Origin of the sequence: Paenibacillus sp. PK4536 (assembly GCF_028594455.2) — a bacterium.
Taxonomy (GTDB): domain Bacteria; phylum Bacillota; class Bacilli; order Paenibacillales; family Paenibacillaceae; genus Saccharibacillus; species Saccharibacillus nuruki.
On sequence record NZ_CP126313.1, the window covers coordinates 4,358,352 to 4,371,944 of the forward strand.

At 41.1% G+C, this 13,593-nt stretch carries 17 protein-coding genes; all 17 read right to left on the bottom strand.

From position 1 onward, the window contains the following. Positions 1-208: 208 nt before the first annotated feature. The 17 genes from aroH to plsY all read right to left on the bottom strand — a co-directional run bounded on the left by aroH (position 209) and on the right by plsY (position 13,585). Positions 209-580 carry a chorismate mutase gene (gene aroH / locus PO903_RS19330; protein WP_137220632.1) on the bottom strand — a complete coding sequence of 124 codons (372 nt, stop codon included), beginning with the start codon at positions 578-580 and terminating at the stop codon, positions 209-211. Between the two features lie 3 nt (positions 581-583). Then, a complete protein-coding gene (gene aroB / locus PO903_RS19335) occupies positions 584-1,678 on the bottom strand; it encodes a 3-dehydroquinate synthase (RefSeq protein WP_273594688.1) in 1,095 nt (364 codons plus the stop codon). A gap of 8 nt (positions 1,679-1,686) precedes the next feature. Beyond that, complete coding sequence (gene aroC, locus PO903_RS19340; RefSeq protein ID WP_273594334.1) at positions 1,687-2,856, bottom strand: chorismate synthase; 1,170 nt, start codon at positions 2,854-2,856, stop codon at positions 1,687-1,689. A 313-nt stretch (positions 2,857-3,169) separates the two neighbouring features. Continuing rightward, positions 3,170-3,973, bottom strand: a complete 804-nt coding sequence (locus PO903_RS19345) for a CheR family methyltransferase (RefSeq protein WP_069327918.1) — start codon at positions 3,971-3,973, stop codon at positions 3,170-3,172. Positions 3,974-4,024: 51 nt separating this feature from the next. Further along, entirely contained in the window at positions 4,025-4,468 is a 444-nt protein-coding gene (ndk, locus tag PO903_RS19350; protein WP_273594335.1) for a nucleoside-diphosphate kinase, read from the bottom strand. 354 nt (positions 4,469-4,822) lie between these two features. Continuing rightward, complete coding sequence (locus PO903_RS19355) at positions 4,823-5,797, bottom strand: polyprenyl synthetase family protein (RefSeq protein WP_137220633.1); 975 nt, start codon at positions 5,795-5,797, stop codon at positions 4,823-4,825. Beyond that, positions 5,794-6,663 carry a menaquinone biosynthesis protein gene (locus tag PO903_RS19360; protein WP_137220857.1) on the bottom strand — a complete coding sequence of 290 codons (870 nt, stop codon included), beginning with the start codon at positions 6,661-6,663 and terminating at the stop codon, positions 5,794-5,796. Before PO903_RS19360 ends, PO903_RS19355 begins: the two co-directional genes overlap by 4 nt. Next, positions 6,644-7,276 (bottom strand): UbiX family flavin prenyltransferase, encoded by a 633-nt coding sequence (locus PO903_RS19365; protein WP_371748179.1) that lies wholly within the window; start codon positions 7,274-7,276, stop codon positions 6,644-6,646. The genes PO903_RS19360 and PO903_RS19365 overlap by 20 nt, the downstream gene beginning before the upstream one ends. Then, positions 7,267-8,142, bottom strand: coding sequence for a UbiA-like polyprenyltransferase (locus PO903_RS19370; protein ID WP_069327914.1), 876 nt, complete (start codon positions 8,140-8,142; stop codon positions 7,267-7,269). The genes PO903_RS19365 and PO903_RS19370 overlap by 10 nt, the downstream gene beginning before the upstream one ends. Position 8,143: 1 nt before the next feature. Continuing rightward, entirely contained in the window at positions 8,144-8,866 is a 723-nt protein-coding gene (locus PO903_RS19375) for a demethylmenaquinone methyltransferase (RefSeq protein ID WP_273594336.1), read from the bottom strand. Positions 8,867-8,927: 61 nt separating this feature from the next. Further along, the gene (locus tag PO903_RS19380) at positions 8,928-9,788 is read right to left on the bottom strand and encodes a heptaprenyl diphosphate synthase component 1 (protein WP_273594337.1); all 861 of its coding nucleotides are present in this window, start codon (positions 9,786-9,788) and stop codon (positions 8,928-8,930) included. 247 nt (positions 9,789-10,035) lie between these two features. Then, the gene (gene mtrB, locus PO903_RS19385; protein ID WP_069327911.1) at positions 10,036-10,272 is read right to left on the bottom strand and encodes a trp RNA-binding attenuation protein MtrB; all 237 of its coding nucleotides are present in this window, start codon (positions 10,270-10,272) and stop codon (positions 10,036-10,038) included. A 98-nt stretch (positions 10,273-10,370) separates the two neighbouring features. After that, positions 10,371-10,643 (bottom strand): non-specific DNA-binding protein Hbs, encoded by a 273-nt coding sequence (gene hbs, locus PO903_RS19390; RefSeq protein WP_069327910.1) that lies wholly within the window; start codon positions 10,641-10,643, stop codon positions 10,371-10,373. Between the two features lie 188 nt (positions 10,644-10,831). Beyond that, complete coding sequence (locus PO903_RS19395) at positions 10,832-11,206, bottom strand: 2Fe-2S iron-sulfur cluster-binding protein (RefSeq protein WP_069327909.1); 375 nt, start codon at positions 11,204-11,206, stop codon at positions 10,832-10,834. Positions 11,207-11,218: 12 nt separating this feature from the next. Next, the gene (locus PO903_RS19400; RefSeq protein WP_069327908.1) at positions 11,219-11,839 is read right to left on the bottom strand and encodes a hypothetical protein; all 621 of its coding nucleotides are present in this window, start codon (positions 11,837-11,839) and stop codon (positions 11,219-11,221) included. 74 nt (positions 11,840-11,913) lie between these two features. Next, positions 11,914-12,957, bottom strand: coding sequence for an NAD(P)H-dependent glycerol-3-phosphate dehydrogenase (locus tag PO903_RS19405; RefSeq protein ID WP_069327907.1), 1,044 nt, complete (start codon positions 12,955-12,957; stop codon positions 11,914-11,916). Continuing rightward, positions 12,950-13,585, bottom strand: coding sequence for a glycerol-3-phosphate 1-O-acyltransferase PlsY (gene plsY, locus PO903_RS19410; RefSeq protein WP_137220637.1), 636 nt, complete (start codon positions 13,583-13,585; stop codon positions 12,950-12,952). The genes PO903_RS19405 and plsY overlap by 8 nt, the downstream gene beginning before the upstream one ends. Positions 13,586-13,593 lie beyond the last annotated feature (8 nt).

Genomic DNA, 13,593 nt, shown 5'->3' on the forward strand with positions numbered 1-13,593 from the left:
GGCACACGATCCGAATTGAATAACATACAGTGTCTTCACACCTATGGATCAATCCGCTCTGCCCGCCGACAAGGCTTACGTTTCATTCTCATCTATACTCTTCTCTACCTCTAACTTGCATCTCAGCTCATTACACGGCTCTTACTATTTATCTTAACGACTACTATACAGCAAAAGAAACGTCTAACGCAACCCTTACATCTTATCCCTATTCTGAAAGTGCCAAATCAGGACGTAATCGCTTGGCTTCGTTTAAATACACATGTCTGATTTCTTGTTGTGATTTCGTCGTATTCACTTGAATCATTAACCGGATACATTGAGGTAAGCTGTTCTGTACCGCTGCTTCTACCGCACACATTAAAGGAACCATATTCCAACCTTCCATCTCACGAATAGCAAGTGCTGGAAAAATAGCATCCAGATCAGGGGTCATCGTAATCCAGATACAGCTGATATCTTCAGGTTCAAATTGATTACGGTCTACAATCTCCTTCAGCAATACTACGGTTTCATCCAATATTTCCTTTTTGTCGTTATTGATCACTGTAGTAGCCCCACGAATTCCTCGATTGTACATCGTTTACACCTCTTCCTTTAATTGCTCAACAACCCGGCGTACCAGATCATAATCTACGTTGTGATTGATTTCCACAACACCGATTGATTTGGGAACCACAAATGTCATTGATCCTTCTTGGAATTTCTTATCATGCATCATTGCTTCCATAATCTGATCGACATCTAGACGCTGAGGCAATACTATAGGTAACCCAAGAGCTGTCAACATATGACGGGTCGTATCAACAAGACCCGGTTCTCCACCTAATTGTTCACCGATAAGCGCAGAACCAACCATACCGATAGAGATCGCTTCACCGTGAATAATCTCGCCATACCCTGCTACAGCTTCGATGGCATGCCCTATCGTATGTCCCAAATTAAGAATAGCTCGCAAGTCGTTCTCACGCTCATCACGAGAAACCACGATCGCTTTGATAGAACAGCCTTTTTCCAGACCATAACCCATCGCTGTCATATCGACTGATTTCAGTTCGTCAGCGTGTTCCAGACACCAGTAAGCAAATTCTTTATCCCAGATTAAACCATGCTTCACCATCTCTGCAAGTCCAGCATAAACTTCACGTTTGGGTAATGTTTGAAGTGTTGTCAGATCATATAATACGAACTCCGGCTGATGAAAAACACCAATCATATTTTTCGCCAGACGATGATTAATTGCTACTTTACCACCCACACTACTATCATGGGCAAGTACACTGGTGGGCATTTGGATAAAACGAATCCCGCGCATATATGAACCAGCTACAAACCCAGCTAGATCGCCCACTACGCCCCCACCGAGTGCAATTACAGTCGATTTGCGATCCAGACCGCCTTGAATGGCTTTGGTCATCACTTCTTCAAATACAGACATCGATTTGGATTGTTCACCTGCACCTACAATCGCTGTCACCACTGTAAATCCAGAAGCAGTCAAAGACTGCTCCACGATAGCAAGATAAGGATCAGCCACATGTTCATCGGTAACGATCAGTATCGGGCTTTGCTTGGAAATGCGATGATTGTCTAAATACGTTCCTGCCTGTTGTAACAAATCTTCTCCAATATAAATCGGATAAGAGCGTTCGCCAAGTTGGACATCAACGGTTCTCACCGCAGACATTAGTATTGCTCCACTTGAGCTAAATAATTTTTAAGATTATTACGAATCTCATCCATCGAATCGCCACCAAATTTCTCAAGGAAAGCCTTGGCTACTTCCCAAGCAACAACACTTTCAAGCACAACACTAGCGGCAGGTACAGCACAAGCATCTGAACGCTCGACTTGAGCTGTAAATGCTTCTTTGGTATCGATATCTACACTTTGTAGCGGTTTGTACAAAGTAGGAATAGGTTTCATGACACCACGAACCACGATAGGCATACCATTTGTCATTCCGCCTTCAAATCCGCCTAAACGATTGCTTGCACGGTGATATCCACGCTCTTCATTATATAAAATCTCATCATGCACTTGTGAACCACGAAGTTCACCTGCTTCAAAGCCTATGCCAATCTCTACGCCTTTAAAAGCATTGATCGACATTACAGCTTGAGCGATACGTGCATCGAGCTTGCGATCATATTGAACAAAACTTCCCAAACCTACAGGCACGCCCTCGATAATACATTCAACGACGCCACCGATCGAGTCGCCTTCTTTTTTGATTTGCTCAATATAAGCTTCCATTTTTTGCTCGGTTTCTTTATCCACTACACGTACAGAAGACTCTTCTGTCTGAGCAACCAGCTCATCCAGTGGAAGATTGTGAGGTGGAGCTGCAATTTCACCGATACGAATGACTTGTCCAGCTACTTTGATTCCGAATGCTTCAAGGAACTGACGTGCTACTGCTCCACAAGCTACACGAATAGCAGTTTCACGCGCACTGGAGCGCTCTAATACGTTACGCAAATCTTTATGATTATATTTAAGACCGCCATTCAGATCCGCATGACCTGGACGTGGACGGTGTACACGACGTTTTTCTTCATCTGTACCTTCCATCGGCTCAATATTCATAATCTTTGTCCAGTGTTTCCAATCATTGTTCGCTACAACTAGAGCTACAGGCGCTCCTGTTGTGTATCCATGACGTACACCGCCTACGATATCAGCTGTATCTTTTTCAATTTGCATCCGGCGACCTCGTCCATACCCTTTCTGACGACGTGCTAGTTGGAAATTCAATGCTTCAAAATCCAGCTCAAGCTGGCTTGGTAATCCTTCAATAATCGCAGTCAATTGGGGACCATGTGTCTCCCCTGCTGTTAAATAACGTAAACTCATTGTTGCGTTCCCCCTTTAAACTGTTAAACTGTGCATTGCTAAAATCCGTAATTATCTTTGCTTATTATAGTACAGCATCTAGCGGTTTGACAAGAAAGCGCAAAACATTGATTTAAAGTGTTCTTTCTCCCTGTGTATCATAAAAAACACGCTACCTTTTCGTCATCGACGATACAAGCAGCGTGTTTTTATTTAAAGTTATTGTATCGTTTTTCTGCATGTAGAACATAACAGATCACTCTATACATAGATAAGTATCGCGTAGTACTAGCCTCAATCATGTGCACTTTTTCTATTGCAGTCTAGGCAATAATTAGCCTTTTTTGTAATAGAAGAATGTTTCTGATGTCTCAAACCCATATTGTGCCGGAGAGAAAATCTGCTCCGTACTGCCTACAAATAATACTCCACCAGGACGCAGACTGTTAGCGAATTTATGATACAGCATGTTTTTGGCTTCTTCTGTAAAATAAATCATAACATTGCGACATACGATTAGATCGTATCCTGTTTCAAACGTATCGGTCAGTAGATTACCTTTACGGAAATTAACCGCTTTTTTCAGCGAGTCACTGATATGGAACATATGACCATCTGCTGTAAAATGACGTTTGGCTACATCAGCAGGAACATCTTTAAGTGAACGTTCTAGATACATTCCTTTTTTAGCTTTTTCCAATGCGCCATCATCAATATCCGTAGCATGTAAAGTTGTACTGGACAACAGATTTTTGTCAGCAAGGATCATAGACAATGTATATGGCTCTTCACCTGTAGAACATGCTGCGCTCCATACTTTCAAGTTTTTACCGTTGTTTTTTTGCAATTGCGGTAAAATGGAATCACGCAATACTTCCCAACGGTTTGGGTTACGCCAAAATTCAGACACGTTGATCGTCATACGATCCAAAAATTCATAAAATAACGTTTTATCTTTTAACATCGCATCGAAAAAAGCGCTAAATGTAGAAAAACCATTTTTGGTACGTAATGTGGTCAGACGACGCTTCATTTGAGCTTCTTTGTATTGAGACAAATCGATTCCAGTATTATCTTTTACTTTTTTTATAAAACCTACATAATCCGAATCTGAATGAATAGTATCATTAATAAGCATGGGATCACTTCCTTGATCATCATTATAAGTGCAGTCCATGCGAGGGTATGTTTAGATCCATGCTGAAATATTTTTGTCGTAAACGCTTAGTTCGTTCTCGTCAAAAAAATTAGCAATCTCCCGTTCAGCACTTTCAACTGAATCGGAACCGTGAATCAGATTGAGTGGAGTATGATTAGCAAAGTCACCACGAATCGTTCCAGGTTGTGCTTCAGTTACTTTAGTTTTGCCGATAACCATGCGAGAGATTGTGATGATATCATCACCTTCCCAGACCATAGCGAATACCGGACCTGAAGTAATAAAGCTAATCAAATTATCATAGAATGCTTTGCCTTCGTGCTCAGCATAATGACGTTTTGCCTGTTGCTCTGTTGCGGTTACGAATTTGCCACCTACCAGCTTAAAGCCTTTGTCCTCCAAACGACTGACAATGCGTCCTATTAACCCCCGCTGCACACCATCAGGTTTAATCATCAAAAATGTGCGTTCCATTAGTTCACTCTCCCATTATCTACAATGTGATCTGCATTGGACACGATTGGTAATTATGCCCACCTGTGTATTCTAACAGAAACCATTGTTTACAGAAAGGAAGCGTTTCATAGCAATTTTCGACATTTTCTGATTGTACTCAAACCTGAGTAGCATACATTACTGGACATATCGAATATTTGAACAAAATATAGATTTGAACCGCTATTCAATATGCTTTGTAATGTATATATCGACCGTATGATCCCACTCTATTAGTGATTAAGAAATATTTTACGTATCCAAAAGACTTTTATTTTACACAATCTTCTATATTGTGCCATAAAACATTAAATTGTCGAACATTGTTGTAGGTTAATGTGAACGATTAGCGACAAATTTAGCAATCTCTTGCAAATGCTTTTGGGTTCTACCCGCTGGCAATTGACTCAGTGCATGCATTGCTTTTTGAATATAACGATCAGCTAATAATTCAGCTTCTTGAATACCCTGACTTTCACGTACCATACGTACTGCTGTTGTTACATCTGTCTCGCCGTTAGCGTTATGAATTCTTGTAATTTCAGCAAGTAGCGGTTCTCTACGTGATTCATCTTGAAGAGCATACAAAACAGGGATCGTAATATTGCCTTGGCGCAAATCACTACCCGGTGGTTTACCTAATTGCTTCTCGGTACCACACAGATCAAGTACATCATCACGAATCTGAAAAGCCATGCCTACGTTGTAGCCATAACGATACAACTCGCGAGTGACTTCTTTGGGTGCATTCGCTGCAATTCCACCTAATTGGCAACTGATCGCAATCAATAGCGCTGTTTTACGACGAATACGCAGTAAGTAGCGACGAATACTTTGCCCTGTATTGAAAAAGTCTCTAATCTGTTCCATCTCACCAATCGACATCTGTACCATCGCTTTAGATAATACCTGATGAATTTGAGGATTTTCCAGACGAGCAACAATCATCAATGCTTTGGCATAAATATAATCGCCTGTATACATCGCTATCCGGTTATCCCATTTGGATTTGACAGTAGGCTGACCACGACGTGTATCTGCATCATCAATCACATCATCATGTACCAGTGAAGCCATATGAATCAATTCCAAAGCTACAGCGACATTACTAAGACGATCTAGATCATACGTACCGTACTTGCCTCCAAGCAACACAAAAGCGGGACGAAGTCGTTTGCCTCCCGCTTTGAGCAGATGCAGTGATGTCTCATTCAATAAAGGATGTTCACTGTCTATACTATGACTAAGCTGTCTTTCTATCACATTCATATCTTTTTTTAGTGTCCCGAAAATATCCAGTAGTTTCATTCGTTCACCCGTATCAGTGTATTGTCAGTCCATAATTCCATGTGTACTTCATGATCTAATAATTCGAGTTCATACGCATATTTAAAATACAATGCTAGACCTTGTTGCTCTTTTTCTCCAAAATCATACCATAATTGCTGAAAATAATGTTTCCAATACGCATGATCGCCGCCCATTTTTTGCTGAGCTTCTTGAATCACTGGATTCAGATCAGCGATAGAACGTTGTTTACTTTTCACCAATTGTTGCGCTGTTTCGGTTACAAACTCAGGATATGTAGCTGCAAATTTCTTGTTAACAGCCCATACAGCAAAAGTCATACTGAGTCCTGTCCATGACTTCCACTCTTGCCCTAGATCGGTCACAATATAACCTGTTTCTTTTTGTGCCGCTGCAATAGCATGATCGCCAATCAATAATGCTGCATCTGCTTGTTCCATCATTTCATCCAAGCTTGGATCCATCGAAATATATTCTGGTGTCAATTGATAACGTTTATGCAGAATAATTTTGAGTAGATTGATCGAAGTAGCTGACGTATTGGTCAGTGCGATCGTTCCATTTCCCAGTTCCGCAATAGGCTTTCTGGAAAACAGAAGAATCGATCCGACTGCATTTTTAGCACTCACTGATAGATCAGGCAATAACCAGAAATCAGATGAACGCGTACCATAAGCAAATGAGGACACAGGGGTAAGATACAATGTTTCTTCTAACAAACCACGATTCAAGTTAGCAGGAAGATCGCTATGAATCTCTGCGGGCAAGGATAGAGCCGACGGATCAAAATGATGATACACCGGCCAATCGTTTGTATATTCTATTTTACCAATTTTGAAAGGCTGTTCAAAACTTTTCACGACCATTCCCCCATCGTTCAAATAATTGATGTTCGATGTCCAGAATATCGAGCACCTTGCCAACCATGAAGTCGACCGTATCATCCAACGTTTTCGGACGATAATAAAAAGCAGGCATAGCCGGAACAATACTCACGCCCATACGTGCTAGTTTTAACATATTTTCTAAATGTATCGCTTGAAGCGGAGTCTCTCTTGGTACTATAACCAGTTTACGCTCCTCTTTAAGCACCACATCTGCTGCTCGTGTCATTAAGTTAGCAGACATTCCCCCTGCAATATTCGCCAGAGTGCCCATCGAACAAGGAACAATGATCATTGCTTTGACCCGAAATGATCCACTCGCTATCGTAGCTCCGATGTCTGCAAAGGAATGATAGACTAATTGTGCTGACCATGTACTGAAATACTGCTCTAGCATTTCTTCCCGGCTTGAGGCTTCCCAGTCCATCTCTTCTTTAAGTACGCGCCAACCCGCATTGGAGATCACTAGATGAACAGTATAACCGAGGGATAATAATACCTCGGTTAGTCGAATGCCATATATCGAACCACTAGCACCTGTAATTCCTACAATATAGCGTTGATTCGCTGTATGTTCTGTAGAATTTACCACCACTGTTTCACCACCAGATCGATCAATGTAAATACAAATACGATCAGACTCAGCGTACTATTTAATGTAAAGAATGAAGTCTGCAAACGACTTAAATCTTTAGGTGTCAAAATATAATGTTGATAGAATAAGATAGCAAGTGCAATTACAGCGCCGGCGAAATACCACCAACCCAATCCTGCCATAATACCAATCGCAATCAGACCGACTGCTGTAATCACATGGAATCCTTGTGCAATTTTGAGCGCTCTAGCAATACCAAAGCGACTTGGAATCGAATATAACCCTTCTTCACGGTCAAATTCTTCATCTGCACAAGCATAAATCACATCAAAACCAGCTGTCCAAAATGTAACTGCAATATAAAACACAATCGCTGTCCAGCTAAAATGACCGGTTACTGCAATCCATCCACCTAATGGAGCTAGACCCAGCGTCATACCCAGTATCACATGACAAAGCCATGTAAAACGTTTGGTGTAGGAATAGATCACCAGCATGAAGATAGCAATCGGTAATAATTTCAACGCTAACGGATCTAACTGTGTCACTGCCCAGAAAAAGATCACTAATGAAATCAGTGTAAATAATACCACTTCACTTGAGCGCAACAGACCTGCTGGAATCGCACGCATCATTGTACGTGGATTTTTGCCATCAAATACCTGATCTATGAGACGGTTAAGACTCATCGCAGCTGTACGTGCTCCGATCATCGCTAACAAAATCCATCCAATCTGTGACCATAAAGGCAAATGACCATTAATCACATAGGATCCTAAGATTGCTCCCATAAAAGCAAAAGGCAACGCAAATAGCGTATGCTCTATTTTAATCATTTCTAAAAATACTTTAAATTTCTTAAACATTCTACTTCTCCTTGATCCCAATATGAAGTGCCGCAATACCACCTGTTAAGGGGTACGCCTGAACATTATCTAGCCCAACATCTCGGAAAATTTGCGCCAGTTCTGCACGTCCCGGGAACAGCTTGAGTGAATCAGGCAGCCATTTGTATTGCTCGTAATGTTTGGCTACAAGTTTGCCCATAAGTGGCAATAAGTTTTGGAAATAGAAATAATACAGCCCTTTAAATGGTTGCCATGTGGGTTTGGATAATTCTAAACAAACTACCATACCCCCAGGTTTCACAACACGCTGCATTTCTTTTAACACTTGAACCAGATCTGGTACATTACGTAATCCGAACCCTATTGTGACATAATCAAAAGAATTATCTTCGTATGGAAGATCCATTGCATTCCCTTGAGTCAACGTAATATTATCTTTCCAACCATCACGGTTGATTTTGTGCTGACCAACTTTCAACATATTTGGACTGAAATCTAGCCCTTTGATTTGACCGGTACCGCTAGCTTCAGCAATACTTAGTGTCCAATCACATGTTCCGCAACATACATCCAGCGCCGAAGTCCCTGGTTGCACGTTCATCTTTTTCATTGTAAATTTGCGCCAAGCTTTGTGGCGACGGAAACTGAGCAAATCATTCATCATATCGTATTTTGGAGCAATAGACTCAAAAACAGATTGTACAAATTGCTCTTTAGGTTTGACAGCTTCTGGTTTACTCACGATACAATCACCTCATTTTAAAGTAACTACTTTGGGAATATTATGATTTTAACTAAAAGGCTTAGCGATTTTTAGTCGATGCTATATCCTGATAAGCCTCTGTCAGCTGTACAATTTCAGTCTGCAATTCAGCATAACCGGCTTGCGCTAGACGTTGCTTAATATCTGTCAACACAGCATTTAATTCTGAACGAAGATGTTCATTGATCTGATACGTCTGATCCCATTTATTCCAATGGTCTGTAGTGACGGCATCACTCATCAGATTCTCTTTATTCTGCTCTTGTACATGTGCAATCACTTTATACAGAGCATAGCTACCAAAAGGCCCTTGTTCTCCATGTGCGCGTGTCAATTCATTAGCTAGTATCTCTGCACGACTAAAATCAACCAATAATGCTTGCCATAATTCAGCTACTTCTGTAGGAATATACGGTGTAAACAAAATAAACAGCTCCATTTTAAGCTGTGTCAGCGACTCTACATATTGCTCTGCTGTAAATTGTTCACTTTGAACATTGTGATACAGATTCATCTTAAGACGATTTGTTTCACAAATAGCTGCACTTAGTAATGAGATCATTTCAATCTCGCCTGCTTTGGACAACAATTCGTAAAAACGACTACTGAAAAAGTCACCTGCTAACACATTTAACTGTCTAGCACGCATCGCTTCTTCTTCTTGATGAACAGCCAGTGTATCGATCATATCATGGGTATCCATTGCCATCTGTACAATACCTGCTACAAGGGGGAATAATTCTCCACGATGTGAGACAGTATCATCCTGATCTTTCATATTCAAAAAGGCATGAAGTAAATGTACACGAGTGTCTGGAAACTCGGGAACTCCTGTATGCTTTTGAATCATATCGTATTCTGTGTATTTTCGGGATGTTTCCAACAAACGGTATGGTTTCATCTCAGCCTCCGACGCCTTTATAGTGCAAGTCTTTATTTTCACAAACATAGTATAGCCTAAAAGATATCTTTTCAGCCATTTCAGTTCATTATACCATATGTTTTTTTGACAAGACAGGGCTAGTGAAGATTTGTAAGTTCATTCATGACATAGAAAAATACTGGTTTCCTCAACCTTAATCAACTATTAAACATGAGGAAGCCAGTATTTAAGTACATTACGTATTCAAGATTAGATGCCATATTGATTATACTTCTGTATCCATAGAGCCATGTTTAGTCATGACTTCCGCTTTACCACGCACTTTAATCGCTGATGTATTCTCTGTAAATTGAACAACCATAATTTCGCCTTTGTCCAATTTCTCTGTATGATGAAAACGAGTATCACGTCCACGAGTCAAGCCAATTACCTGTACTCCGTTATCTTTCGCTTTGATCACAATATAGTCACTATTGGTATAATTATTGTCTGGTGATTCCATAAATGTTATCCCCTTTTCGTATTCAACGTAGATCAGATATGGAAAAGACCGTGAACATGATCGTCACGGTCTTTCCTGCACATGGAATATGTAATAACTTATTTAATTCCATCTTTCAATGCTTTACCAGGTTTAAAAGCCGGGATTTTGCTAGCTGCGATATCGATCTCTTCACCTGTTTGTGGGTTACGTCCTTTACGTGCAGAACGCTCACGAACTTCGAAGTTACCAAATCCAACTAATTGTACTTTATCACCACTTTGTAGTGCACCAGCGATAGCTTCAAAAACAGCATCAACTGCTTTAGTTACGTCTTTTTTCGGCAAATCAGTTGTTTCTGATACTTGCGCGATCAATTCGGATTTGTTCATATGTTTCACCTCCTAAAGTATTTGTATCGATTGCTCCACTTGCTGCTAGGTTTTTCGTTTGCACGAAATATACGTAAACACCGCGGAATTTTCGAAAATATCACCAACTGCCTATAGAGCGCAGAAGGCGGAACAAACCTATAGTAATATACTCACCCTTTAATTTCAAGCATTTTACGCTTTTTTATCTACCAATCACTCAGATCTTCGTTTTGTTGCTCCATTTGTTTGCGAATCGCGGCTTTCAGCCGATCTTCTGGAACTTCTACCGTCAAATCACCGATCACTTTGGCTTGACATGACAATCGTACACCTTGACCGATCAAAACTCCTAATTTACGTGTTTCGGCAGGTTCTGCTGTTGAAATACATGATTGATTCTCCTCATCATACGGATGAGCAATATTCACTTTGCACATCAAACAAGCGGCTTTGCCATCGCAACGCACAGCAATATGAACGCCTGCTTTACGTGCGGCTGTAAGTACTGTGGTTCCTGAACTGACCTGTATTGACTTACCAGATGGCAAAAAGGTGACTTGAGCTTTGTCTGTTCTGGACATTATTTTCTCCTTTTAACCGTTTATTCCAGCTAATCTACGTATACGCTGCATAAATTGAGGGTGAAATCCATTATGTTGAATGATCTGTTCAATCAGTGTTGCATGATCCTGTGATTGCTCACGAATACGCTCACTAATAGGTTCGTAACGATCCGGTCGATCACGCAATAGGTTAAAAATCAATTCATGGGCTAAAGGCATCAAATGAATACTACCACCTGATTCTAGCGTATATACAGGAGCAGCAGGATAAAGCACAGGCTCTACATGCACACGATAATAGGATTCTCTGGCTCGAACTTCAAATCCACCTACCAATTCGATCGTATAAGTACCTAACTGATAATGGCTTAATGTTGAGCGATAGGTTCTTGTCTCGTCAAGTATTGGTTCATCCAAAATAGAGAACTCACTCGACAATTGTTTGTGAAGCGTATCTATCCGAATCTCATCGGTATATAAATCAATATCGCGTGGAGCTTTGTCTAATTTCACACCATGCAGTAAAAGACCACAGCTTCCACCAAGCAACCATGGAGATTGCTCCTCCAAAGGTTGAAGCAGACGAACAAGCTGCTCCAGAGAAGGTATCAGCTCTTTTTTCTGCTGTACCTGCTGCTGCGTTTCCACCATGATTTCCTACTCCTTCCTGTGCAAAAAGAACGAAAGGATGATATCTACCCCGTCGTTCCTGCCTATTTCTTTTTTTAGGAATGCCATTGTTGCCATGTTTCTAGCTTCATGACTTCCATTTCATTTTTGGGATTACGTCCCATTAACGTTTCTACTGCTGTACGAGGATCACTCTGCTCAAATAACACATGATACAATTGCTCAGCTATCGGCATTTGTACATTGTATTTTAAAGAGATATCCCGTGCTGCTTCCGTCGTACGTATACCTTCAACAACCATATTCATCGAAGCCATCACTTCATCGAGTGATTTGCCTTGACCTAACATATAGCCTGCTCTCCAGTTACGACTATGTTGGCTACTAGCTGTGACCATCAAGTCACCAATCCCGGCAAGTCCTGAAAAGGTTAATGGATTCGCACCCATTTCACTACCCACACGTACCATTTCAGCAAGTCCACGAGTCAACAAAGCGGCTTTGGCATTATCACCAAATCCAAGACCGTCGACCATTCCTGCGCCTAGCGCAATAATGTTTTTAAGTGCACCTGCAAGCTCTACACCAACTAGATCTAGATTGGTATAGACACGGAAATAATCTTCATTCATAAATAAAGACTGTGCCGCCGCTGCTGCTTTGGCATTGTGAGAAGCAACCACTACCGTAGTCGGTAGACGTTTCACCACTTCTTCGGCATGACTAGGGCCAGATAGAACAACCACATCTGACTCTAAACAGCCTAGTTCTTCGCTGATGACAGTAGACATGCGTTTCAGTGTCTTAGTTTCAAACCCTTTGGTCGCATGAATACAGAGCATATCAGGATGGTAATAAGGCTTAAGATCACTACATACTTGACGCATTGCTTTGGAAGGGGCAACAATCACAACTGCTTTTGTTCCATCCATTGCAGCAGCAAGATCAGAAGTTGCTGTAATTTGAGTGGACAGAACTGCATCTGGTAAATACTTTGTATTGGTGTGCTGTTGATTCATCTCGGCAACTTGCTCTTCACTACGCGCCCATACGGTTACTTGTAGACCATTGTCTGCAAGCACAGAAGCAAGCGCAGTTCCCCAACTACCAGCTACTAGAACGGTCACTTTTTCAGACAACTTTGTTTCCTCCCTTGTCTGCTTTGGATCCGATTTTGTTTTCAGTGCCTTTGAATATTTTGACAATATTCGTCTGATGGCGCCATACTGCAAGCAACCAGATAATTACACTGACTGTAACAATCGGTGCAGAATATCCTTGAATCAGTAATACAATAGGCGTTAACGTAACAAAAATTAACGAACCTAATGATACATAACGAGTGATCACAATCGATGCAATAGCGAATACACCTGCAATCAATGTTGGAACAATACATAACGTGGCGAGAACACCAATCGTTGTTGCAATTCCTTTACCTCCGCGAAAACGGAAATAGATCGGCCAGTTATGCCCCAAAATAGCTGCAATTCCGCATAAAGCAGGAACCCAGTACATCGTATGTCCGGATAGCCCGATACTGAACCAAACGCCAAGCCAAATAGCTGCCACACCTTTGAGCGCATCTAACAAAAGTACAAATATAGCAGGTCCTTTGCCTAGTACGCGCAATGTATTGGTTGCTCCGGCGTTGCCGCTTCCGTGATCACGGATATCGATTCCTTTCAGCCATTTAGCAATAAGTACGCTAAAGCTGATCGAACCAATCAGATAACTAATAATAATAGCCACGACTGATAAAATCACATGCTTCT

What these genes read in the sequence shown, in the direction of transcription:
- aroH (WP_137220632.1), bottom strand. Translation starts at nt 580, where the DNA reads ATGTACAATCGAGGAATTCGTGGGGCTACTACAGTGATCAATAACGAC.
- aroC (WP_273594334.1), bottom strand. Translation starts at nt 2,856, where the DNA reads ATGAGTTTACGTTATTTAACAGCAGGGGAGACACATGGTCCCCAATTG.
- PO903_RS19345 (WP_069327918.1), bottom strand. Translation starts at nt 3,973, where the DNA reads ATGCTTATTAATGATACTATTCATTCAGATTCGGATTATGTAGGTTTT.
- ndk (WP_273594335.1), bottom strand. Translation starts at nt 4,468, where the DNA reads ATGGAACGCACATTTTTGATGATTAAACCTGATGGTGTGCAGCGGGGG.
- PO903_RS19355 (WP_137220633.1), bottom strand. Translation starts at nt 5,797, where the DNA reads ATGAAACTACTGGATATTTTCGGGACACTAAAAAAAGATATGAATGTG.
- PO903_RS19360 (WP_137220857.1), bottom strand. Translation starts at nt 6,663, where the DNA reads ATGGTCGTGAAAAGTTTTGAACAGCCTTTCAAAATTGGTAAAATAGAA.
- PO903_RS19370 (WP_069327914.1), bottom strand. Translation starts at nt 8,142, where the DNA reads ATGTTTAAGAAATTTAAAGTATTTTTAGAAATGATTAAAATAGAGCAT.
- PO903_RS19380 (WP_273594337.1), bottom strand. Translation starts at nt 9,788, where the DNA reads ATGAAACCATACCGTTTGTTGGAAACATCCCGAAAATACACAGAATAC.
- mtrB (WP_069327911.1), bottom strand. Translation starts at nt 10,272, where the DNA reads ATGGAATCACCAGACAATAATTATACCAATAGTGACTATATTGTGATC.
- hbs (WP_069327910.1), bottom strand. Translation starts at nt 10,643, where the DNA reads ATGAACAAATCCGAATTGATCGCGCAAGTATCAGAAACAACTGATTTG.
- PO903_RS19395 (WP_069327909.1), bottom strand. Translation starts at nt 11,206, where the DNA reads ATGTCCAGAACAGACAAAGCTCAAGTCACCTTTTTGCCATCTGGTAAG.
- PO903_RS19400 (WP_069327908.1), bottom strand. Translation starts at nt 11,839, where the DNA reads ATGGTGGAAACGCAGCAGCAGGTACAGCAGAAAAAAGAGCTGATACCT.